The following is a 21,743-nucleotide window of genomic DNA, read 5'->3' on the forward strand; positions in this document are numbered from 1 at the left end:
TAACAGCTAGAATTAAGACAGAGTAGCGCCACTATATGAAAGAGCAACCCAATAATCCCCTACATGGCTTAACGCTAGAGAAAATCGTGACACAACTTCAAGAACGATACGGGTGGGACGGATTGTACTATCGCATAAAGGTGAACTGCTTTAATAACGACCCTTCAATTAAGTCGTCGCTAAAATTTCTTAGAAAGACCCAGTGGGCGCGAGACAAAGTAGAGCAGCTTTACATACAAACGTTTAAACAGCCTGAATAACATACTAGTTAGAGGGTCTAGTCTAACTATAGCGTTTTTTAGCTAGCAGCTACCTTCTTATGTACTACACTTTGGATAGGTCGATTCAGCAAGATTAAGACATTGTATACATGGGTTATTGATATGTGGGGTAAGAATAAGTCGAAGTCGCTTAACTTTTTCTTTTTACCTTCCTTCTTTTATTTTCTCTTTATCTCCCCTGTTTCAGCTGTGGATTGTGAAGAGGCGAAGGGCACGCTGAATATATCACTACTTATTTTCAGTGTTGAACAACGAAATGCCTTCGAAGAAATCGCAGTAAACTTCTCAGCACAGTGCCCCGGTATAGATATTGTTTACTCATCTTCAGATGACACTGGCTACAAGCAAATGACCGGGTTGTGGTTAAGCGATAATCCTAACCTAGATCTCATGGTATGGTTGTGGCCTTTCGAGTTAAAAAAGGTAGCTGAGAGAGGGTTGATAGAACCTTTAACGTCTCTTTGGACAGAACCAGAGTTACAAAAATATCCGAACGAAATGAAAGAATTGATCACCCATAAAGGGGAACAGTTCGGCGTTCCTTTGTCAGTGGGTTTTTGGGGATTTTTTGCCAACCAAAACGTCCTACAAGAATTTAATATCAATCGTCTTGAAAGTATTAGCGATTTGCTTAGCGCGTGCAGAACACTGTCTCGAAATCAAATTGTTCCTATTGGTTTAGGATTAGAAGAAAAGTGGCCTGTTTTAACACTGCTTGACCATTTAAATCTCAAAGTAAACGGGCTTTCTTTTCACAATCAGCTAATGGAAGGAAAAATAAAATTTACTGATGAGAAAATGTTAGCGGTACTTCAATTGTTGAGAGAAATGATTGATAGCCAATGTTTTCTAGAAAGTGCCGATGAGTACACCCAAAAGCAAGTTCTCCCATTACTGTATCGCGATAGAGCGGGAATGGTTCTTTCCGGTAATTTCATGATAAGCCAAATTCCTGAGGCCGTTTCTGAAAAGCTCAAATTTATCCCTTTTCCTTCTGTAGATAAAAACGTCAGTCAATCTGAAGTTGCCCCAACCGATTTTCTCATTCTTCGCGCAAGCAGCAGACAAAAATCACTTGCTAAAGTATTTTTACGATACGTAGTTCAAGATGATGTACAAGCCCTACTAAATAAGAGGCTCAATTTTCTACCCGCACACCCGAATGCTCAAATAAGTGAAGTGAGATTTGTTCAAGATGGTAAAACAAATTTAAAAAACGCCGAAGGGGTAGTACAGTTTTTCGACCGCTCTACGAGTAGGGATTACTACGAGCCGCTCAGTGACATTCTCGTAGACTTCATGGAAACAGGAAATGTAGACAAAACAGCATTAGAGATGGAAGCAGTTAGACAGCGGCTCTTCGATTCATAGGAAGTTTCGAGCCGCATGGCTTATTGCTAAATAAATTCAGCTTCTACGCATCTTTGTAGAGCGTCGTTATCCACTTCTCTTCATTGATGAAATTCCAACTCCAGTCGGCCCACTTTTCATCTAAGCCCATCGCTTTAACCTCATCAAGAGTTTTACCGTCTTGCTTAAGTACTTTCACGTAGTTGAAAGTTTCGCTGATCATAGCTAAAAACGCGGTGTATTCTTGCTTATTGCTGATATCGCCATGACCGGGAATGATTATGGTCTTGTCATCTATTTTCGCTAGCAAATGCTCTACCGATTCCATATAGCCTTCTACATTGCCACCTGCACCTTGGTCAATGTAGGGAAAACGACCATTAAAGAACAAGTCGCCCGTGTGCATTACGTTAGGTTGCTCGAACCACACTACGCTATCGCCGTCGGTGTGACCTACCGCTAAATGCATTACATGTAGGGTTTCACCATTAAAGTGAATTTTTATTCCATCTTCATAGGTAATGGTTGGCAGGGCTTCCGGCTTTATCTTCTCATCATTTGCTAGGCGAACACGTACATTTTCATGGGCCAAAATGGTCGCGCCTTTGTGACTGTGAAAAAATGCATTAGAGCCTGTGTGGTCGCCGTGATAATGCGTGTTTATTACATATTTAGGCTTGTCGCTGCCTAGTTCACCAAGCTGCGCCGCTATCTTTTCCGCCAGTGGCGCAAATTGATCGTCGATGATAAGAACACCATCTTCCCCAGCAGATACACCAATGTTCCCACCTGCACCTGTAAGCATGTGCACTGAGCCTTTAATCGCTGTAGCTTTAACTTCGACATCGGCAAATCTGTCTTGCGCATTTGCGGTGTTAATCGTTGAATAAAACAAAGGGCTAGCAGCAATGAGCGCAGCCATAATATGTGCGCTAAAACGAGGGGCAGTTTTCATTATTATTTCCTTGTAAGAAGTCTGTTTAAATAAGACCTCTTACACTATGACCTAATTTCACAATTAGATCATTTTTTCGTCATTAGGGATATCTCCCACATAAGCAAAGCGAGGGAGTGTCTCTCCGTCTTTTTCCACTGACTCTAAAAACATATCCAGAGGGCGAACCCATAACGCCTTTTCGCCATAACACGGCCGATATACCACTAGCTTGCTTTCGTCTTCTGAGTGGGTGGCGACTTCGTAAACATCGTATAAATTGCCTTTATAATGCTTGTAACGACCAGGTGTTTTAAGTTGTCTTGAGTCCATAGTGACCTTTAAGATAAGTGTTACGTTAGAGAATAGGGCACTAGTGTTAATTAAATCGGCTCAAAAGGCAAAAGCAGCTGTTGTGTTGATTGGTCGGCGGCGAGGCCTATATGCACGCCGACAAGACGGATGCCACGCCCTGTTGCTCGCTCAAAAGCTTCCTGCATTAATGTACGAAAATAAGCTTCATCTAGCGTGGCACAGCGATGCTCAACAGTGGTTAGCTGAAAGTCGTTAAACTTAAGCTTTACGCCTTGGGTGCGAATACGCACAGGCTTGCCCGTCCGCTTCTTATGGTTCTCCATTCGTTCCTGAAGCTTTTCAAACAAATGGGGCAAAAAGTCGATACATTGCTCGATAGTATGAATATCTTCGCTTAGCGTACGCTCTACGCCTATAGACTTGCGCTCTCGAGATACTGACAACTCTCGCTCATCAATGCCATGAGCCCTTTCCCACAGTACACTACCGAACTTACCCAGTTCTTTTTGAATGCGTTCGAAAGGATACTGGCGAACATCGTTACACGTATTAAGCCCCATGCGCTGAAGCTTTTGCATGGTAACTTTGCCCACGCCTGGAATTTTCTTTAGCGGCATTTCACGTACAAACTCTTCAAGTTTATCGGGCGTGATCACGCAGATGCCGTCAGGTTTGTTTTCATCGCTGGCTACTTTTGCCACGAATTTGCAAGGCGCGACACCTGCTGAAGCGGTAAGACCAAGTTCGCTTTCAATACGAGCACGTATTTCTTCAGCGATTAAAGTAGCGCTGCCACCGCAAAACTCACTGTTAGTAACGTCCAGATAGGCTTCATCTAATGATAGGGGTTCAATAAGGTCGGTATAATCTGCAAAAATCTTACGTATTTTATGCGACTCAGCAGCGTACACCTCCATGCGCCCTTTCACTAAAATCAGATTTGGGCAAAGTTTTAATGCATACGCGGTAGCCATGGCTGAACGCACACCAAATTTACGGGCAGGATAATTACAGGTAGAGATAACACCGCGACGGTCGGCACTGCCGCCAATGGCAACTGGAATATTGCGCAAAGCTGGGTTGTCGCGCATCTCAACTGCGGCGTAAAAACAATCCATGTCAACGTGGATAATTTTTCGCATTGTCCGCCTTTATTCTTTAGCTGTAAAAGTAAAACTGTACAAAAATACAGTATAATACTTGTGAGGATAAATTACACTTACTCAATAGTAATTTACACTTACTGCAAGGTCTTTTTGTAATCAACACGACGCTTAACAGCTAAAGCTATTGAGGCTTAGACTGAGTAATGAGAGCGGACCAAAGACACAGAAAACGTTCATTCGCTAAACTCTGCACAACTTAATGATATGTTTACAAGTAAAATATAAATTTCTATTGTAGTTATACTTAATAACACATGACACGGATTGTTTATGAAAAAATTGGCTATATTCCCAATTCCCTTTCTTTGCTTACTCGTTGTTAGTTTAGCTTTATACCTCTCGATACCTACCTCAATTAGGAAATAGAGATAAGCGGTTTCATCTCATTACAATTCGTCATCTTTTGGAGATGAAATCTGGCTTGAAATACAACACCGATATAATTCCCATTATTGGTATTCATTCTCCTTGGCATGACGAAGCCGTAGGCTACTATCATGATGACTTAAGAAATAGGTTGCTTAACGAAATAGAGATCGAATCGGCACCTGGTGAGTTGTTCAAATATAACAACTACAACACGAGTTTTCTCGGGTTGATCATCGAAGAGGCAACAGGCCTAACGGTATCTAAATATTTAAAAGAAAAGCTATGGCACACTTCAATGGAATACGATGCACTTTTTTCAGTAGACAATGATGAGTCTGGTTTCGAATATGTACCAAGTAGACTGGTAGCAAGAGCAATAGATTATGCACAATTCGGTCTTTTGTACCTCAATAATGGTGTTTTGAACGGAAAACGATTGATTTCGGCGTCATGGATAAAACTAAGCACTTCAGAAACTTTAGCTTCTTCGCAGATACAATATCCAAATTGGTTCAATAGCGAAAATTGCGAGAGAACATATTACAGCTTACATTGGTGGGGACATGTTAATTGTGATGGCACTAAGCAGTTTTTTGCTTCAGGAAATTTAGGTCAGAATATTTACGTCATACCTGATTTACAAATAGTAATAGTTCATACAGGAAACTCGCTTAAATATTATGGCGACAGCGATATGTGGCATATATCTAATATTTTAAGACATGATTTAAACAAAAAAAGCGCTGTTGATTAGCATCAAACAGCGCTTTTATAACTTAAGCCAACGAGAGATTAAGCATTACAAAATTTGGTTTTGCTTCCACTCGTTTAACTTTTTCTGGCGGGCTTCTTCTTTTTCCATACGTGACTTTTTACGATCACACGGTTCTGGACAATCACAGGCTTTTTCAATACCTAGTGCACCTAAGCCACCACAGCTTCCAGAGATTGATTTTTTCTGAAATAGGTAACCAACGGCCATAGCCAGCACCATTGTTAGAAAGAAACCAAAAGCAAGAATGAATGTAGACATAGCTACCCCCTAATTATGAACTGTGACCAGTTTATCAAATTCTGGCGACGCATACTCTTCAAATCCATCTTCTGTGCGACGAATGAGGAATACAGCAAGTTGTTCTTGCTCGGCAACCGCTATTGCTTGATTCCACCCCATTACGTTGAACGCCGTAGCCAAACCATCCGATGTCATAGATGAAGGGTGAACGACGGTGACTGACACCAAGTTATGCGAAATAGGTTTACCCGTAGTCGGGTCGATTAGGTGCGAGTAACGTACGCCACCTTCTTCGTAATAGTTACGGTAGTCACCTGATGTAGCAACCGCGTTTTCGCCTATTGAGACGACTTTCTGAACAGCGCGTTCGGTGGTAACCGGCTTTTCAATAGCAATAAGCCATTCACTACCGTCGCCTCGCTCTCCTTTCACACGCATTTCACCGCCTATTTCCACAAGGTAGTTTTCTATACCGTGCTTTTCAAGGATCTCAGCAACTTCATCAACACCAAAGCCTTTGGCAATGGTCGATAAGTCGACGTACAGCATGGGGTGACTTTTCTTTAAACCTGTAGGTGTGGTTGATAGCTTCTTATAGCCCACATATTCGCGAATATCGTCAATATCGGCTTGGCTTGGCACTTTTTCAGGGCGCTTCGTTGGGCCAAACCCCCACAAGTTAACCAATGGACCAACAGTAACATCAAGTACGCCGCCACTAAGGTTGGCCAATCGCAATGCCTCGTTTACCACGGTTAAGGTATCTGGTGATACGGAGAAATTATCGGTGTAACGATATTGGTTAAAGCGTGAAAGTTCAGAAGTAGGGTCGTAGGTCGACATCATCTTATTAACGTCAACAAGGCGAGCATCTATCTCAGCCTGTAAGCCTTCTATCGCCGCTTCAGCTACAAGGTATTTTACATTGTAGGTTGTACCCATTGTCTGCCCTTGAAGGTGAACTACAGGCGTTTTTTCGTCACTACAGCTAGCAAGTACAAGTATACCTATAGCAAAAAAAGCGAGAAAAATTCGAATACCAAAACGAATCACATTGTTGTCCTTACTAACATGTACAAAGCCGTAAAGCCTTTATGTACGTTATTGCGTTAAGCTTAAACAAAAAAGGGGCTTACGCCCCTTTTTGAAATGCTTGTCTGCTTAGTAGATTAACCACCAAAGTCATCTAGCATGATGTTTTCGTCCTCAACACCCATATCTTTAAGCATGTTGATTACGGCCGCGTTCATCATAGGTGGTCCACACATGTAGAACTCACAGTCTTCTGGTGCAGGGTGATCTTTCAAGTAATTCTCTAGAAGTACTTGGTGAATAAACCCTGTGTAACCTTCCCAGTTGTCCTCTGGTTGAGGATCTGAAAGCGCTACGTGCCACTCAAAGTTATCATTCTCAGCTGCTAGCTCGTCGAAGTCTTCTGTGTAGAACATTTCACGAAGTGAACGTGCACCGTACCAGAAGCTCATCTTACGCTTAGACTTTAAGCGACGAAGCTGATCGAAGATGTGTGAACGCATTGGGGCCATACCCGCACCACCACCTACGAATACCATTTCATTCTCAGTTTCTTTCGCGAAGAATTCACCGAACGGACCAGAGATAGTCGCTTTATCGCCTTCTTTTAGGCTCCAAATGTACGATGACATTTTACCAGCAGGCAGGCTTAGGTTATTAGGTGGCGGCGTAGCGATACGCACGTTCAACATAATAATGCCTTCTTCTTCTGGGTAGTTCGCCATTGAGTAAGCACGAATTGTCTCTTCGTCTACTTTAGACTCGATGTCGAAAAAGCCAAAACGCTCCCAGTCACCGCGGTATTCTTCAGGAATCTCGAACTCTTTGTACTTAACGTGGTGAGCTGGCGCTTCAATCTGAATATAGCCACCCGCACGGAAAGGTACGCTTTCGCCATTAGGAATTCTAAGCTTAAGCTCTTTGATGAAGGTTGCTTTGTTATCGTTAGAGATAACCTCACAATCCCACTTCTTAACTCCAAATACAGACTCTTCTAGCTCGATTTCCATGTCTTGCTTGATAGCAACCTGACATGAAAGACGGCAGCCTTCGCGTGCTTCGCCTTTAGTGATGTGGTCTAGCTCAGTTGGTAGAATTTCACCACCACCTGAATGCACATCTACGCGACACTGGCCACATGAGCCACCGCCACCACACGCAGAAGATACGAAGTATCCAGCGTCAGCTAGAGCACCAAGTAGCTTACCACCTGGCTCTGTTTTGATTGCTTTGTCTGGGTCACCGTTGATAGTGATAGTAACATCACCGCTTGGTACCAATTTAGACTTGGCAAACATGATAATAAATACCAGCGCTAGAACGATGGCAATGAACATGCCTACGCCTAGATAAATTTCTACATTATTCATTTATATGCTCCCGAGCTTTCTTACAGCTGAATACCAGTGAATGACTGGAAGCCTAGTGCCATTAGACCCGCGATCATAAATACAGAACCAAGACCACGAACACCATCAGGCATATCAGCATACTTAAGCTTTTCACGTACTGCCGCAAGCAACACAATTGCAATTGCCCAGCCCATACCACTACCTACACCGTATACAATACTCTCAGTAAAGTTGTATTCGCGCTGAACCGCAAATGCTACACCACCGAAGATTGCACAGTTAACGGTAATTAGCGGAAGGAAGATACCTAGTGCGTTATAAAGCGCTGGGAAGAACTTATCTAAGCTCATCTCTAGGATCTGTACCAATGCCGCAATAACACCGATAAAGGTTAGGAAGTTAAGGAAGCTTAAGTCAGCTTCTGGGAAACCTGCCCATGCTAGTGCGCCTGGAGCAAGAATGTTTACATAAATAATTTGGTTAACCGGAACCGAGATACCTAGTACCACGATTACCGCTACACCAAGACCCATAGCAGTTTTAACTTTCTTAGATACCGCAAGGAAGGTACACATACCTAAGAAAAGTGATAACGCCATGTTCTCAACAAAAATTGAGCGAACAAATAACGACAAATAATGTTCCATGACTTACTCCTTAGGCTCTACTTGCTCAGGACGGATGGTACGGATAACCCAAATCATACCGCCGATTAAGAAGAATGAGCTGAATGGTAGAATTAACAGACCATTACCTTGATACCAGCCACCGTTTTGAACCAGTGGAAGGATTTCGAAACCTAAAATAGTACCGAAACCAAATAGCTCTTTAATTGTACCAATAACAATTAGGATGAAAGAGTAACCCAAGCCGTTACCAATACCATCAAGGAAGCTCATCAGAGGTGGGCTCTTCATGGCGTAGGCTTCAGCACGACCCATTCGATACAGTTGGTAATAATAAGACCAACGAATACCGACAGCTGCTTCGATATTTCATACGAATACGCTTTTAGGATTTGGTCAACAACGATTACCAATGACGCAATAATGGTCATCTGGATAATAATTCGCACGCTAGATGGAATCTGGTTACGAATAAGTGAAATAAACAAGTTTGAGAACGCTACAACGCTTGTAAGCGCTAGCGACATTACCAATGCTGTTTCCAGCTTAGTGGTAATTGCCAGTGCTGAACAGATACCCAATACCTGTAGGGCGATCGGGTTGTTGTCCAGGATTGGCCCAAAGAGGGCCTTTTTCATTTCTTTAGTATCTGCCATGAGACTTCCCTTATGAACGCCATGCTTGGTTCTTCAGGAACTGGCCGAAGCCTTGCTCGCCTACCCAGTAACGAATTGTGTTTTCAACACCGTTACTTGTTAGGGTTGCACCTGAAAGCGCATCGATAGTGTGAGGATTGCTAGGGTTAGCATTTTTCACTACGCGAATAGCAACTTCGCCATTCTCGTAAAGCTCTTTGCCGTCCCATTTGTCCTGCCACGCAGGGTTTTGCACTTCACCACCTAGTCCTGGCGTTTCTTTTTGCTGATAGTAAATAAGCTCACGAACCGTTTGGCCGTCTGCATCTATCGCTAAGAATCCGTACATAAGATCCCATAGACCGCTACCGTGAACAGGAAGGATGATACGAGATACATCACCTGCGTCGTCACGCACTAAGTAAACACTCGCCACGTTAGGACGACGTTGGAAACCGACATTGCTGTTAGTTACCTTTGTGCTGTACTCAGTCTGCTTAGCAGCTTTATACATATCATAATCTGGAGCAGGCGCTTCAACAAACGTGCCTTCTTCAAGATTTACGTAACGCTGCTCTACTCGCTCGCTGTACGTGCTTTCAATAACGTTATTGCTCATGCCCATTTCGTAAAGGCCTGCAGCGTTAAGAATGTTGCTCTTTTTATCAAGAGCCGCGTTTGTCTGCTGTAGAGAGCGAAGGCCAACAGCCGCGCCAGAAACAACAATTGAACAAACTAAACATACGGCTACTACTACACCGATAGTTTTGCCTAAAGATTCTTTCTTAGCCGACACGTGCTACCCTCCGCTTGATGTTGCTTTGTGCGACGAAATAGTCGAACAGTGGCGCCCACAAGTTAGCAAAAAGAATTGCTAGCATTACACCTTCTGGGAAGGCTGGGTTTAGGACGCGGATTAGTACCGTCATGAAACCAATGAAGATACCGTATGCCCACTTACCTTGGTTTGTAAACGACGCAGAAACCGGGTCTGTCGCCATAAAGAACATACCAAAAGCAAGACCACCAACAACAAAGTGCCAATGTGCAGGCATTGCAAACATAGGGTTAGTATCGCTACCAATTAGGTTTAGCAAGGTTGCGAAGAAGGCCACACCAATCGCTACACCAGCAACAATACGCCAGCTTGCTATACGCATGTACATGATGAACAAGCCACCAAGAATAATAGCTAGTGTAGACACCTCACCGGCAGAACCCGCGATAGTACCGATGAAGCTATCCATCCACTTAGTCATATCAGCGTAGTCTAGGTTGCCCCAAGCTGCTTGGCTAAGAGACGTTGCACCAGAATAACCATCTGCTGCTACCCATACTTGGTCACCTGAGATTTGTGCAGGGTATGCAAAGTAAAGGAAAGCACGACCAGACAGTGCTGGGTTAAGGAAGTTACGACCTGTACCACCGAATACTTCTTTAGCAATAACAACACCAAAGGTAATACCTAGTGCTACTTGCCATAGAGGGATAGTGGCTGGAAGTGTTAGTGCAAACAGCACAGATGTAACGAAGAAACCTTCGTTAACTTCGTGCTTACGCACAGAAGCGAAAAGCACTTCCCAGAAACCACCAACAGCAAAAGTTACTGCATATATAGGTAACCAGAAACATGCACCGTAGAAAAATAGACCTAGAATGCCAGCATTTGTCAGATCACCACCTAATGCAGTGAAAAGACCCGCCTGCCATGTGTCAGGTAGCGTTCCCGCGCCAGCTGCAATAGCTTCTTGCGCTTGGAAACCAATGTTGTACATACCGAAGAACATAGCTGGGAATGTTGCCATCCATACCATGATCATGATGCGCTTAAGGTCAATGCTGTCGCGCACGTGCGTGTTAGCTTTGTTTACTTTACCTGGCGTATAAAAGATGGTCGCTGCAGCTTCGTAAAGCGCGTACCATTTTTCATGCTTACCACCCGGCTCAAAATCCGGCTCAATTTTTTCTAAATACGCTTTTAAACCCATGACTTAACCCTCTTTCTCTATCGTGGTCAAACAGTCGCGTAAGATAGGAGCGTAGTTGTATTTGCCAGGGCATACATAAGTACACAATGCCAAATCTTCTTCGTCCAACTCTAAGCAACCCAACGTCTGAGCACCGTCAGTATCACCAGAAATCAGGTCCCTAAGCAGAAGCGTAGGAATGATATCTAGGGGCATAACGCGTTCGTAATTACCAATTGGAACCATAGAACGTTCTGAACCATTGGTAGTTGTTGTCATATCAAATTTCTTGCTACCACTTAGGTGACCTAAGTAAGCGCGTGTCACTGAGTGTTGGTTTGAACCAGGTAGGATCCAACCGAACAATTTCTTTTCGTGACCTTCTTTTAATAGTGAAACTTGGGTGTGGAAACGACCTAAGAAACCGTGTACGCCCATGGCAGTGGTACCGTTAAGTACAGAACCAGAAACAACACGTACTTCACCGTCTACTTGCTCGTTCGCAGTTAGCTCGGTTACGTCTGCGCCAATTACAGTGCGCACTAGGCGTGGGTTTGTTGCAGCAGGACCTGCAAGTGAGATGACACGACGGTTATCTAATTCACCTGTAGTTAGCAATGCACCAATAGCCATTACGTCTTGGTAGTTGATGTGCCAAACCGTTTTGTTCATGCCGGCTGAATCAAGGAAGTGGATATGAGTACCCGGTAGGCCCGCAGGGTGAGGACCGCCAAACTCTTCAACATCAACTGCCGCATCGCCAGTAGCAACAGAAGCACCTGCTGCTTTACAAACGTAAGTTTTGCCACCACTCAATTGCGTTAGCGCTTTAAGACCATTTACGAAATCGTCTTGGCGCTCAGCAATAATTACAGCAGGATCTGCTGCAAGTGGATTAGTATCCATTGCTGTAACGAAAATTGAGTTTGGTACAGAGTCTAGCTGAGGCGATTTGCTAAATGGACGTGTGCGTAACGCTGTCCACATGCCTGACTCTACAAGGATTGACTGAAGCTGCTCACGTGTTGCGCTCGCGATCTGGTCAGCTGCAACTTTATCAAATGACACAGCATCGCTGCCGTTCATTTTGATAACTACAGACTGAAGAACACGTTTTGCACCACGGTTAACCTCTACCACTTCACCCGCAGCTGGAGCAGTGAATTTAACGCCGGGGTTCTTTTTGTCTTCAAAAAGAACCTGACCTTTCTTCACTACATCGCCAACTTGGACGTGCATGGTAGGGCGCATACCCACATATTCTTCTCCCAGAATGGCAACGCGCGTTGCAGCAGATGCATCAGCAATCTCCTGCTTTGGCGCTCCCTCAATTGGGAGGTCGAGACCTTTCTTGATTTTTATCATATGTAATTGCACTACTCTAATAGAAATACCCTTTTGCATGACCGCAGAAAACCTGCCTGTCAGCATGCAAAAACGCACTATTAACAGGTGTTAGACACCTTTTTTGTTGATTGATGGAACTTGCTGCAATTGCTACGGTCAGCCTGTTATGAAGCCGTAACGCATAATTCCTTTAGCGGACGCTTTGTTCGCCCTTTCTTTATAGACCACCAGCAGAAATTTACACTTATTATTGTTGTTGTGTAGCTGCAATCGCCACTGCTGTTTTGGTAGAGGCAGAAAAGACCTCTACTTAATTTCGGGATTTTAGCATTAACCCATACGTTTGTGCCACGCTATTTCAAGATAAAGGCAAATTTTTCTACAATTTAATGTAAACCTTTGGTCTTATTCATTTACATTTTGCGCAACCACGCCCTATATCAAACTGTATTTAGGTACAAAAAAGCCGTCAAATCAGACGGCTTTTGCACAAATTGCATTAAGTTAATTAATGGTAAGTTTAGGTTTTACCACTTAACCAATGGGTCAACTTCACTGTCGTAATCCACATTTTTAATGTCAAAACCGAACAGCTTGAGGAACTCATGGTGGTAACCTTTGTAGTCACTTAAGTCATGAAAGTTCTCTTGTGTCACTTGATCCCATAGCGCCTTAATTTTCGCTTGGGTAGCATCGTTGGTTTCTTTGCCGTCCATGCGATAGCGATTTGCTTCATCTAACGTAGGCGTATTTCCAAACAGACACTGTGTGAATAAGCCATGAATTTGTTCAATACAGCCTTCGTGAGTACCTTCTTCTTTCATTACTTTGTAAATAAGTGAAATATAAAGCGGCATGACTGGAATAGCTGAACTGGCCTGGGTAACTAGCGCTTTTAACGAACTCACGTTTGCTTGTACAAGCAAGTCACTGTTTTTACCAATAATAGCAGCTGCAGCGCGGTCTAAGTCTTCTTTTGCTTTGCCGATAGTTGCTTGACCGTAGATAGGCCATGTAAGCTCTTTACCAATGTAGGTATAGGCAGTGGTTTTACAGCCTTCTGATAGCACATCAGCATCGCGTAGGAAGTCCATCCAACGTTCCCAATCTTCGCCACCCATCACTTTAATGGTATTGAGGATCTCATCGTCATTGGCAGGCTCGAGCGCCACTTCATGCACTTTATCTTTATCTGTATCGTAAGTTTTTGTTGTGTATGCCTCGCCTACTGGCTTAAGCGTTGACTTGTAAGTCACTCCAGTTTCTGGGTCGGTTCTGCGAGGAGACGCAAGACTATAAATAACCAAGTCAACCTTGCCCATTTCGGCTTTGATCTTTTCAATAGCTTCGTTTTTTATCTCATCAGAAAAGGCATCGCCGTTGATAGTATCTGCAAAGAGGCCTTTCGCTCTGGCTTTTTCGTGGAATGCTGCCGTGTTGTACCAACCAGCGGTTCCTGTTTTGCGTTCCGTCGGTGCTTTTTCAAAGCACACACCTAGTGTTTTTGCACCATAGCCAAACGCAGAAGTAATGCGTGACGCTAATCCATAGCCTGTAGAGCTGCCAATAACCAGTACATTTTTAGGGCCTTCACCTAGGTCGCCTTTTGCTTCTACATAAGCAATTTGTTCTTCAACCGATGTTGCACAGCCAACAGGGTGCGCGTTTGTACAAATGAAGCCTCTCACTTTAGGCTTGATAACCATAATAATTTTCCTTATTTGAGCGTGGGGCTATTGTAATACCGAAGCCACTGATAACAACTCGGAGCAGATGGAGTCCTACTGAGCTTTCATACCAATTCGCATAGATAATTGCTGAGTAGGTAATTATCTATGCGGATTGGTATAATACGCTTTTGTCAGCATATCGCATACACGCATTCTCACCAACAAAACATAGTAGCATCACATATTTAGATTTGAAAAAGCATCACGCAAACTCACTTGGATTGCTAGTGCGTTATTCGCCTACAAACCATGAATTAAAAAGTGAAAGGGTTAGACTAGAAGATAAAAGGGAATAAAAGATGAATCGTTGAAGAATGTTAAAATTTACAGGAGCGCCAGAAGACCCCCCTGTAAAGATGTCTTTAACCTAGAACGTCAAGAAGTTCTACGTCAAAGATAAGCGTGCTGTAAGGGGCAATAGCTGCACCCGCACCCTGCTCACCGTAAGCTAGGTCGTGTGGTACGTATAGACGATACTTTGAACCTGCTTTCATAAGTTGAAGCGCTTCAGTCCAACCTTTGATTACGCCACCTACTGGGAACTCAGCTGGCTGACCACGCTCGTAAGAGCTATCAAACGTTGTTCCATCAATAAGCGTGCCGTGGTAGTGAACACGTACTGTGCTAGACGCATTAGGCGTCTCACCGTCACCTTCAGTAACAACTTCGTATTGAAGACCAGATTCAGTTACGGTTACTTCATCACGCTTCGCGTTTTCTTCAAGGTATTTTGTGCCTTCTTCAATAACCGCTTTGCTCGCTTCTTCTTTAACTGCTTGCATACGCTTGTGAATTTCGCCAAACGCATCACGTAGTGTGTCGTTATCAACCTGAGGTGCTTGACCTGCGAAGGCGTCTTTTAGGCCAGCTACAACAGCATCAATCGCTAGTCCGTCGAACGGATTTGATTGTAATTGTTGACCCATTTGAAAACCAATGCCGTAACTTGCTTGGGTTTCTACTGTATTGAATGTATCAGTCACAAGAACTCCTGAAATTAAATTACAAATGCAGTACAAATTTCAAACAAAACGCATAGCGCGAGAATGTTTCTGCATTTTCCGGTGCAGGAGTGTATCACACCACAAAATATCTTGCTTTGAGCAATGTTAACTAGGGTGAAAAAGTATCAAAATGTTGTAAATTATAACCGAAAGTGGTTAGACAAGTCGCAAAGGACACAGTATGGTTAGGCCCATATATTTAGGAGGATAGCATGCAAACACACTACGATGCTGAACTGAAAGATACCGTTCGATACCTTGGCAAAACCCTTGGTGAAACAATCAAAAATCAATTGGGTCAAGAGTGGCTGGACCGTATTGAAACGATTCGAAAAGGCGGCCGAGCTTCTTATCAGGGAGACGCTGCGTGCAGCGAAGAACTGAAAGAAACTTTCAAAACAATGTCTGACAGCGATTTGCTTACTGTTGGTCGTGCCTTCGCACAATTCTTAAACTTGGGTAATATTGCCGAGCAAGAATACAACGCGGCAATGAATGTCGATGCATCGATTGATGCTCTGTTTAAACACCTAGATAAAGCAGAACTTACTGCTGACAAAGTACAAGACGCCGTTGCAAAACTAAACATCGATCTTGTACTGACTGCGCACCCTACTGAAGTTACGCGTCGCACACTTATTCACAAACATAAAGAGCTAGCAGACTGTCTTCAGGCTGTACATCAAGAATCGTTAAGCGATGTTGAGCGTAAGAAGATTGAAACCCGCATTGCTGACCTTATTGCTCAAGCTTGGCACACTGAAGAAATTCGTTCAGTTCGCCCAACGCCTGTTGATGAAGCGCGATGGGGTTTTTCCGTTATCGAAAACTCATTGTGGGAAGCGGTACCTGACTTCATGCGCGAACTTGATGGTCGCTTGAACGAAGACTACGATGTATCGCTACCGCTAGACTCATCACCAGTACAATTTAGCTCTTGGATGGGCGGTGACAGAGACGGTAACCCATTTGTTACTTCAAAAGTAACCAAGCAAGTATTGCTGCTGGCAAGAAAACGCGCGGCTAAGCTTTTCGCTATCGACCTTGATCGTTTGCAAGTAGAACTTTCAATGTACGATTGCAACGAAGAATTACGTGAAAAAGTAGGCGATGCAAACGAACCCTACCGCGCACTACTTCGTCCGTTAGTAAACAAATTTATTGCTACTCGCGACGGCATTGCCGACTATTTAGCGGGTAAAAACCCAGACACGTCTAACTGGATAGAAAGCGACGATGAGCTTATCGAGCCTTTAATGCTTTGCTATCAGTCTTTACTAGACTGCGGTATGCAAGTAGTGGCAAATGGCCTTCTACTAGATACCATCCGCCGTGCTCGCGTATTTGGTATTCACCTGCTACGCCTTGACGTGCGCCAAGATTCAGAGCGCCACGCCGACGTATTTAGCGAACTCACTCGCTACCTAGGTTTAGGCGACTACGCACAGTGGAGCGAAGCCGACAAACAAGCATTCTTATTGCGCGAGCTTGGTTCAAAACGTCCGCTATTCCCAGCACAATGGGATGCATCTGATGACGTAAAAGAAGTGCTTGATACCTGTAAAGTAATTGCGAAACACAGCAAGCATGGCTTTGGTATTTACATTATCTCTATGGCGAGTGAGCCATCGGATGTTATGGCGGTCCAGCTGCTTCTTCAAGAAAGCGGTGTAGACTGGCCAATGCCGGTAGCACCACTATTTGAAACGCTTGACGATTTGAACAACTCACCAGATGTAATGCGCAAACTCCTGTCTATCGACTGGTATCGCGGTTATGTGAAAGGCCGTCAGTTTGTCATGATTGGTTACTCTGACTCAGCAAAAGATGCAGGCGCATTGGCTGCGGGTTGGGCACAGTATCAATCGCAAGAAGCTTTGGTTGCCATTGCAGAAGAATTTGACGTAAGCCTAACCCTATTCCACGGACGTGGCGGTACAATTGGTCGTGGTGGATTGCCAGCACATGCTGCTATTTACTCACAGCCTCCTGGCTCACTAGATGGTGGTTTCCGCGTGACAGAACAAGGCGAAACTATTCGCTATAAGTTCGGTATGCCTAAACTGGCTAAACGCAGCCTAGGTATTTACGCCAGCGCTATTATTGAAGCCATGTTGTTCCCACCTCCGGCACCAAAAGAAGAGTGGCGTGAGCTTATTACTGCAATGGCAGCGCAAGGTCGTGATAACTACCGTGCAACTGTACGTCACGATGAAGAGTTTGTACCTTACTTCCGCGTGGCTACACCAGAGCAAGAGTTAGGTAAACTACCGTTAGGCAGCCGTCCTGCCAAGCGTAAGCCACAAGGCGGTATTGAGAGCTTGCGTGCTATCCCATGGATTTTCGCTTGGGCGCAAACTCGTTTGGTACTGCCAAGCTGGCTTGGCGTTATGCGTGCTATTGATAGCGTGAAGACCCCTGAGAACGAGAAAGTGGTTAACGAAATGTTCAGCGAATGGCCGTTCTATCGTTCGCGTCTTTCCATGCTAGACATGGTGTTCCACAAAGCGGACCCACGCATTAGTGAAGCTTATGATGAGCGTTTAGTACCTAAAGAGCTTAAACACTTTGGTGAAGCCCTGCGTAGCGAGCTTAAAGAAAGCATCTCGTCACTGTTGGCTATCACAGGTGATGACGACATTATGAAGAACGACCCGCAAGGTAAAGAGTCGATGGAGATCCGTGCAGCGTATCTTCAACCGCTTCATTACCTGCAAATTGAACTTCTAGATCGTATCCGTAAAGCCGGTGACGATGCACAAAACACCAGCTTAGAGCGCGCTATGATGGTAACTATCGCCGGTATCGCTATCGGAATGCGCAACACAGGATAACAACTTGACAAGCGAGGCTTCTGTATCACAATGCATAACCGCATTACTTGTTCTACAAAAGCTTCGCTTAGCTGACAATCACAAAAAAGCCCGCTTCATCATTATGAAGCGGGCTTTTTATTGCTTAGATGTTTTTACTTACATCAAGATAAGTACTAACAAGTAAGGTCGAAGCGATCTGCGTTCATCACCTTCGTCCACGCTGCAACAAAGTCTTTAACAAACTTCTCTTTGCTATCATCTTGCGCGTATAACTCAGCATACGCTCGCAATACTGAATTTGAACCGAACACTAAGTCAAAGCGTGTAGCGGTAAACACTTCGTCACCTGATGCCCTGTCGACAATAGCGTAGCTGTTTTTCCCTGTCGGCTTCCACGTGTATTTCATGTCGGTAAGATTTACGAAGAAATCCGTGCTCAGAGCGCCCACGTTATCGGTGAATACACCGTGCTTACTTCCGCCATAGTTAGTGCCAAGCATACGCATGCCGCCTACTAGTACCGTCATTTCCTTCGCCGTTAGCCCAAGTAACTGGGTTTTATCTAGCATCAGCTCTTCAGGTTTAACAACAAAGTCTTTTTGAAGATAGTTTCTGTAGCCGTCTGCAATTGGCTCTAGCGGGTCAAACGATTCAGCATCGGTCATGTCGTCAGTGGCATCGCCGCGTCCTGGTGAGAAAGGAACAGGCACGTTGAACCCTGCCGCTTCAATACCTTTTTCTATGCCCACGTTACCTGCTAAGACGATAGTGTCAGCAAGGCTTGCGCCCGCCGCATCAGCAAGTGGAGCAAGGACCTCTAGCACCTTATATAGTCGCTCAGGCTCATTGCCTTCCCAATCTTTTTGTGGGGCTAAGCGAATACGTGCTCCATTAGCGCCGCCACGTAAATCCGATCCTCTGAAAGTACGTGCGCTATCCCACGCCGTTGCCACCATATCGCCAACAGATAGCCCTGACTCTGCAATTTTACTCTTCAACGCTTCAACGTCATATGACGTGCTGCCTTCTGGAACTGGATCCTGCCAAATTAACGTTTCTTCTGGTACATCAGGCCCTATGTAACGAACTTTTGGTCCTAGGTCGCGGTGAGTAAGCTTAAACCATGCGCGGGCGAATACTTCGCTGAAATATTCATGGTCGTTATAGAATTTTTCAGAAATTTTTCTGTATTCTGGGTCCAACTTCATCGCCATATCGGCGTCGGTCATAATTGGGTTATAGCGTTTCGATGGGTCTTCAACATCAACAGGCTTGTCTTCTTCTTTGATATTAATTGGCTCCCACTGCTCAGCACCCGCTGGAGACTTTTTCAGTTCCCAATCGTAATTAAGCAATAAGTGGAAATATCCGTTATCCCATTGCGTAGGGTTCGTTGTCCACGCGCCCTCAATGCCACTAGATACGGTATCGCGACCAATACTGCGGCTTTCATGGTTCATCCAGCCAAGGCCAGCTTCTTCAATACCAGCGGCTTCGGGGTCTGGTCCTAGCGCTTCTGCACTGCCGTTACCGTGACATTTACCCACCGTGTGACCACCGGCTGCTAATGCAACGGTTTCTTCGTCGTTCATTGCCATACGCGCAAAGGTTTCACGGACATGAGCTGCCGTTTTAAGTGGGTCTGGCTTACCGTTAACACCTTCAGGGTTTACGTAAATAAGGCCCATTTGCACAGCAGCCAAAGGGTTTTCCATAGTTTCAGGGCTATCAACATCGTCATAGCGTTCATCACTAGGCGCTAACCATTCTTTTTCTGCTCCCCAATAGACATCTTTCTCAGGGTGCCAAATATCTCCCCTGCCAAAGGCAAACCCATAGGTTTTAAGACCCATGCTGTCATACGCAATGGTTCCGGCAAGAACAAACAAATCAGCCCAGCTTAACTTGTTGCCATACTTCTTTTTAATTGGCCAAAGCAGGCGGCGAGCTTTATCTAAGTTAACGTTATCAGGCCAGGAGTTAAGCGGTGCAAAACGTTGGTTGCCTGTTGAGGCGCCACCGCGGCCGTCAGCAATTCGGTAGGAGCCTGCAGCATGCCATGACATACGGATCATGAGGCCACCATAGTGTCCCCAATCTGCTGGCCACCATGGCTGAGAATCTGTCATTAAATCAGTCAAATCTTTTTTGAGGGCTTGAAAGTCTAGTTTTTTAACCTCTTCACGGTAATCAAAGTCTTCTCCCATTGGGTTTGTCTTCGTATCGTGCTGATGAAGAATGTCTAAGTTTAGGGCTTCAGGCCACCAGTCCATTACTGTTGTACCCGTGGCTGTTAAACCACCATGCATGACCGGACATTTTTTTGCCGAATCATTCACATCACCTAACTTTGCATTGCTCATATTACATCCTCTTTGCCTGTTCGTTTGCGTTATACAACTCACATATTAGTTAAGTTATAGGATTAACCTATGGAGTTACGCTGCGACATCACCTTCGACATCAAAAAAGCGTGATTCAAGCATAGTCAAAGTTTTACGCTTTTCCATAATAGAAAGCATTAGTTTGCAACACGAGCACTTGCCCATAAAAGACCAGTGCTTACAGCGACTACCTTAAGTGCGTATTGGTGGTAACCATCGCAGGTATCGCTACTGAAATAGGTAACAACAGCTAAATAGCTAGCTTTATGAGGACATGAAAGCCCGTTTCGTGCGGCCTAGCAAGCTGGCGCACGCCCGAATGTAGGGCGGCGATATAAAGATATTGGAGAATTAGCTAAATACGCATATTATCGGCCACGCGGCTTTTCTCATATTTTAAAGGATTAAAAATGCGTATATCCCTACTATTATTCTTTGTTGCGCTGTTCTCGCTCAATAGCCACTCCATCGCCAGTACATTGGAACTACCTACTGGATTATGGGAAGGCATAAGTGAAGATGGCCTTACGTTTCGATTGCTTCAAATAAATGAAAGTGGCGAGCACAGTTTTTTGAAGTAGCCATTCTAGGTGGTTTAAAGAAAGCGCGTCGCACACCTTTCACTAATGACGACATTGTTTGTATAGAAAATAGATGTACTATCAAAACAATAATTGAGAGCGATGTTACGCGCACGATTACGTTATCTCCTTATCTAGATACCGATTTAAAAGTACTTGAGTCGAGTTTTAAAGGTAAAGAGAGTTATATGTCTCGTACGTATCAGTTGATAAAACAAGAAGCAAAATCGACGCCTAGAAAGTTCCTTGAAAAACGTGGGCAGCTAATTGCTAATGCTGAACAAAATACGACCGAACACCCTTTCGGCACTTGGATTGGCGTAATGCAGTATTTAGACAGACCAGAATTAGCATTACTACAGTTAAATGAAGACGAGCAAGGTTCATTACGGGTTTATAGAAAGGGTTCTAAAACCTTCAATGAAGTGCAATCAAGCTTTTCTGCTAACAATATAAGTATTGATGGCAAAGTGATTGAAATTGAAGCGTCACACACAACTTTTGCATCAAACATTATCCTGTTTGTGCAAGCAGACAACATGATTTCTGGCTACACCTACGCAATTCATAAGAGCTAGCCAGCAGCCATGGGCGCAATAAAGCTGTACCGCATAGAGCCAGCCCAAGCACAGTAATTTTCTTAGATAGTAAATTAATGAAAAGCTGCTGGGTAATGCTCTAAATAAGCTTCGCTTTACATGGCTCTCCTATTCTAAATGTGCAGTGGCGAGGCCTACGAGCACGCAACAAAAAAGGCTGGATACGTAAGGTCGTAACAGACTGTCTGCAGCAGGGATTCTGCAGCCAAGCCTCCATGGATGGAAGCTCGGCGTGTCTGT

Annotated in this window: 18 protein-coding genes and 2 pseudogenes; 6 read left to right on the top strand and 14 right to left on the bottom strand. The window is 44.3% G+C overall.

The genetic code is table 11. The features are described 5' to 3' along the window. The first annotated feature begins 35 nt into the window (after positions 1 to 35). A complete protein-coding gene (locus KL866_RS18640) occupies positions 36 to 260 on the top strand; it encodes a VF530 family DNA-binding protein (protein WP_025253971.1) in 225 nt (74 codons plus the stop codon). 102 nt (positions 261 to 362) lie between these two features. After that, positions 363 to 1,652 carry an ABC transporter substrate-binding protein gene (locus tag KL866_RS18645; protein ID WP_214996434.1) on the top strand — a complete coding sequence of 430 codons (1,290 nt, stop codon included), beginning with the start codon at positions 363 to 365 and terminating at the stop codon, positions 1,650 to 1,652. Between the two features lie 43 nt (positions 1,653 to 1,695). Here the strand turns inward: KL866_RS18645 and KL866_RS18650 are convergent, their stop codons facing one another. The 3 genes from KL866_RS18650 to dinB all read right to left on the bottom strand — a co-directional run bounded on the left by KL866_RS18650 (position 1,696) and on the right by dinB (position 4,022). Further along, positions 1,696 to 2,586: an MBL fold metallo-hydrolase gene (locus KL866_RS18650; RefSeq protein WP_214996436.1), complete on the bottom strand. Its 891-nt coding sequence runs from the start codon at positions 2,584 to 2,586 to the stop codon at positions 1,696 to 1,698. A gap of 63 nt (positions 2,587 to 2,649) precedes the next feature. Further along, positions 2,650 to 2,898, bottom strand: coding sequence for a DUF1653 domain-containing protein (locus KL866_RS18655; protein ID WP_118492054.1), 249 nt, complete (start codon positions 2,896 to 2,898; stop codon positions 2,650 to 2,652). Positions 2,899 to 2,948: 50 nt separating this feature from the next. Further along, the gene (dinB, locus tag KL866_RS18660; RefSeq protein ID WP_214996443.1) at positions 2,949 to 4,022 is read right to left on the bottom strand and encodes a DNA polymerase IV; all 1,074 of its coding nucleotides are present in this window, start codon (positions 4,020 to 4,022) and stop codon (positions 2,949 to 2,951) included. 373 nt (positions 4,023 to 4,395) lie between these two features. Here dinB and KL866_RS18665 point away from each other — a divergent pair. Next, positions 4,396 to 5,169: pseudogene (locus KL866_RS18665) on the top strand (serine hydrolase domain-containing protein); the annotation flags it as partial. Positions 5,170 to 5,214: 45 nt separating this feature from the next. Here KL866_RS18665 and nqrM read toward each other — a convergent pair. The 10 genes and pseudogenes from nqrM to KL866_RS18715 form a co-directional block, all read right to left on the bottom strand. Further along, positions 5,215 to 5,448, bottom strand: coding sequence for a (Na+)-NQR maturation NqrM (nqrM, locus tag KL866_RS18670; protein ID WP_014950791.1), 234 nt, complete (start codon positions 5,446 to 5,448; stop codon positions 5,215 to 5,217). Positions 5,449 to 5,457: 9 nt separating this feature from the next. Beyond that, positions 5,458 to 6,483 carry an FAD:protein FMN transferase gene (locus KL866_RS18675; RefSeq protein WP_025253965.1) on the bottom strand — a complete coding sequence of 342 codons (1,026 nt, stop codon included), beginning with the start codon at positions 6,481 to 6,483 and terminating at the stop codon, positions 5,458 to 5,460. 116 nt (positions 6,484 to 6,599) lie between these two features. Further along, complete coding sequence (gene nqrF / locus KL866_RS18680) at positions 6,600 to 7,832, bottom strand: NADH:ubiquinone reductase (Na(+)-transporting) subunit F (protein ID WP_025253964.1); 1,233 nt, start codon at positions 7,830 to 7,832, stop codon at positions 6,600 to 6,602. Between the two features lie 20 nt (positions 7,833 to 7,852). After that, entirely contained in the window at positions 7,853 to 8,461 is a 609-nt protein-coding gene (gene nqrE, locus KL866_RS18685; protein ID WP_025253963.1) for an NADH:ubiquinone reductase (Na(+)-transporting) subunit E, read from the bottom strand. A 3-nt stretch (positions 8,462 to 8,464) separates the two neighbouring features. Further along, positions 8,465 to 9,096 (bottom strand): annotated as a pseudogene (locus KL866_RS18690) (NADH:ubiquinone reductase (Na(+)-transporting) subunit D). A gap of 10 nt (positions 9,097 to 9,106) precedes the next feature. Then, positions 9,107 to 9,871, bottom strand: a complete 765-nt coding sequence (locus tag KL866_RS18695) for a Na(+)-translocating NADH-quinone reductase subunit C (RefSeq protein ID WP_214996444.1) — start codon at positions 9,869 to 9,871, stop codon at positions 9,107 to 9,109. After that, positions 9,861 to 11,063: an NADH:ubiquinone reductase (Na(+)-transporting) subunit B gene (locus tag KL866_RS18700; RefSeq protein WP_025253961.1), complete on the bottom strand. Its 1,203-nt coding sequence runs from the start codon at positions 11,061 to 11,063 to the stop codon at positions 9,861 to 9,863. The genes KL866_RS18695 and KL866_RS18700 overlap by 11 nt, the downstream gene beginning before the upstream one ends. Before the next feature lie 3 nt (positions 11,064 to 11,066). Then, positions 11,067 to 12,407 (bottom strand): Na(+)-translocating NADH-quinone reductase subunit A, encoded by a 1,341-nt coding sequence (locus tag KL866_RS18705; RefSeq protein WP_025253960.1) that lies wholly within the window; start codon positions 12,405 to 12,407, stop codon positions 11,067 to 11,069. A gap of 509 nt (positions 12,408 to 12,916) precedes the next feature. Further along, positions 12,917 to 14,095: an enoyl-ACP reductase FabV gene (gene fabV, locus KL866_RS18710; protein ID WP_214996446.1), complete on the bottom strand. Its 1,179-nt coding sequence runs from the start codon at positions 14,093 to 14,095 to the stop codon at positions 12,917 to 12,919. 386 nt (positions 14,096 to 14,481) lie between these two features. After that, entirely contained in the window at positions 14,482 to 15,102 is a 621-nt protein-coding gene (locus KL866_RS18715; RefSeq protein ID WP_025253958.1) for an FKBP-type peptidyl-prolyl cis-trans isomerase, read from the bottom strand. 233 nt (positions 15,103 to 15,335) lie between these two features. Here KL866_RS18715 and ppc point away from each other — a divergent pair, with 233 nt between their 5' ends. Further along, positions 15,336 to 17,957, top strand: coding sequence for a phosphoenolpyruvate carboxylase (gene ppc / locus KL866_RS18720; RefSeq protein ID WP_214996448.1), 2,622 nt, complete (start codon positions 15,336 to 15,338; stop codon positions 17,955 to 17,957). A 155-nt stretch (positions 17,958 to 18,112) separates the two neighbouring features. Here ppc and katG read toward each other — a convergent pair whose 3' ends face one another. After that, positions 18,113 to 20,302 (bottom strand): catalase/peroxidase HPI, encoded by a 2,190-nt coding sequence (katG, locus tag KL866_RS18725; RefSeq protein ID WP_214996451.1) that lies wholly within the window; start codon positions 20,300 to 20,302, stop codon positions 18,113 to 18,115. Positions 20,303 to 20,733: 431 nt separating this feature from the next. Here katG and KL866_RS18730 point away from each other — a divergent pair, with 431 nt between their 5' ends. Further along, positions 20,734 to 20,904: a hypothetical protein gene (locus KL866_RS18730; protein ID WP_155852380.1), complete on the top strand. Its 171-nt coding sequence runs from the start codon at positions 20,734 to 20,736 to the stop codon at positions 20,902 to 20,904. Positions 20,905 to 21,092: 188 nt separating this feature from the next. Then, positions 21,093 to 21,482 (top strand): hypothetical protein, encoded by a 390-nt coding sequence (locus KL866_RS18735; protein WP_214996453.1) that lies wholly within the window; start codon positions 21,093 to 21,095, stop codon positions 21,480 to 21,482. The last annotated feature ends 261 nt before the right edge of the window (positions 21,483 to 21,743 follow it).

The organism is Alteromonas sp. ALT199 (assembly GCF_018619335.1).
Classification (GTDB): domain Bacteria; phylum Pseudomonadota; class Gammaproteobacteria; order Enterobacterales; family Alteromonadaceae; genus Alteromonas.